Genomic DNA, 1,940 nt, shown 5'->3' with positions numbered 1-1,940 from the left:
TTTTCCTGGTTCTTATTGTCCAAACTGTAGCACTCCTTTAAAATGGTATGATTTAGTACCAGTGCTTAGCTTTTTATTTCTCAAAGGGAAATGTAGATGCTGTGGGGAGAGAATCTCCCCAAGGTATCCTACTGTGGAATTATTAAATGGAACTATTTTTGTTATGGTTTTTTCTAAGTTTGGATTTAATTTAGATTTCATATTCTATACCTTTTTATTTAGCCTATTTATTATTATTACCTTTATAGATTTAGATTATCAAATAATACCAAATACTATGGTTTTATTTATCTTATTAGGCTCAATCGTCTATAAAATACTAAATCTTTTATTATATAGCGTCCCTTTAAACATTATAAATAGCTTAATAGGTTTAGGGGTAAGTGGATTAATATTTTTAATCATACTTATAGTATCCAAAGGTGGCATGGGTGGTGGAGATGTTAAACTTATTGGAGTATTAGGTTTTATTTTAGGTGTTCCTAAAATATTTCTAAATATATTCTTGTCTTTTTTAGTTGGTGGAATAATTTCTATATTCTTATTAGTATTTAAAATCAAAGAAAGAAAAGATCCTATCCCCTTCGGGCCTTTTATAATATTAGGCTGTATAATTACTTTGTTTTGGGGGGATAAGATTATTAATTGGTACCTAGTTAGTTTCTTATTGAGGTGAATTTATGAATAATCAAAAGGGAAGCATATTAATATCCTTATTACTCATTATAATTGTATTATCTATACTATCAATTGGTGTATATAGATTAAGTTATTCAGCTAGTAGACAAGCTCAATTTTCAAGAGATAATAGTCAAGCCTACTATTTAACCAAAGTAGGAGCTGATTTAGTAATAAATAATATTGAAAAGGTGATAAGGGAAATAAATGATGGTGATAAGAAAGATTTTGAAATAGAATTTCCTAATGAAGGCAAATCAATTATATCTGTAGAAGCTAATAATGATAATAAGAAAATTATACTAAGTTCAACGGGGATAGTTAATGAAAATAAAAGATATGAAAGCAAAAGTAGCATTAAAGCAATGCTAACTTTTAGTTCAAATTTTGGCGAGGTTTTAATACTTGGGGTGGATAAAGATGGGGTTATCTATGAGTTTGATAAAGACTTTGAGAATCCTAGAAAACTTGAAATTAAAGATGAAAATGGTAATGAAATCATAATATCAGATCCAAGAGCTTTTGCTTGGGATGGGGGGGATACTTTAGTTTTAGTAGGTGGAGAGAGTGGAAAGGGAAACAATAAGGATGATACTTTAATTTATAAATTTTCTACCGATGAAAGTAAATCACTTAAAACTGGAGGAAATGGATTTAGATATGTCGTTTACTCTGAAGAAGAAGACAAGTTTTATGCAATTAATACAAATAATGATAAAATAAATTATTTAGATAGTACAGAATGGAAAGATATCCATAAACCTAAAGCAGGTTTTAAAGTAGATAGATTGGCCCAGGGAAATAATACTATTGTTGGTATATCTAAAAATAAACCAAGTCAGGTAACTTATTATAAAGAACCAAGCAATAAATGGGAAAGCAAAGTACTTAAAGGATATGATCTAGAAGGAATTTACAATGCCATATCCTATGGAGAATCAAATGATAGTAATGGTGTATTTGTAATAGTTGGCAATGAGGAAAACAATAGTAATCCTATTTTCATGTATTCTGAAAATGGTGTTGACTGGTATAAAGCTATACAGCAAAACTCAATGATGGGTATTAATTATGAATTGAATGATCTAGTTTGGACAGGGAAAAAATTTGTAGCTGTCGGAAATTCTGGAACTATTTATACATCTAATGATGGGAAAGATTGGTACGTATTTGATAGGAAAGAAATTATTAAAGGCGAAGGTGCCCCTTTAGACTACTGGTTTAATTATTCAAAAGTATCTGGATATGGAGATTATATCATT

The 1,940-nt window shown here is 29.3% G+C and carries 2 protein-coding genes; both read left to right on the top strand.

Features of this window, described 5'->3' with window-relative positions; translation table 11 throughout:
* The coding region (locus VK998_RS04110) for a prepilin peptidase (RefSeq protein ID WP_325225795.1) at nt 1-676 on the top strand (676 nt) is incomplete at its 5' end.
* Between the two features lie 4 nt (nt 677-680).
* On the top strand, nt 681-1,940 hold a 1,260-nt coding region (locus VK998_RS04105), incomplete at its 3' end, for a Kelch repeat-containing protein (RefSeq protein WP_325225792.1).

Source organism: Schnuerera sp. (assembly GCF_035459645.1).
GTDB lineage: Bacteria > Bacillota > Clostridia > Tissierellales > Tepidimicrobiaceae > Schnuerera.
This window is presented reverse-complemented; position numbering and strand designations above follow the sequence as displayed.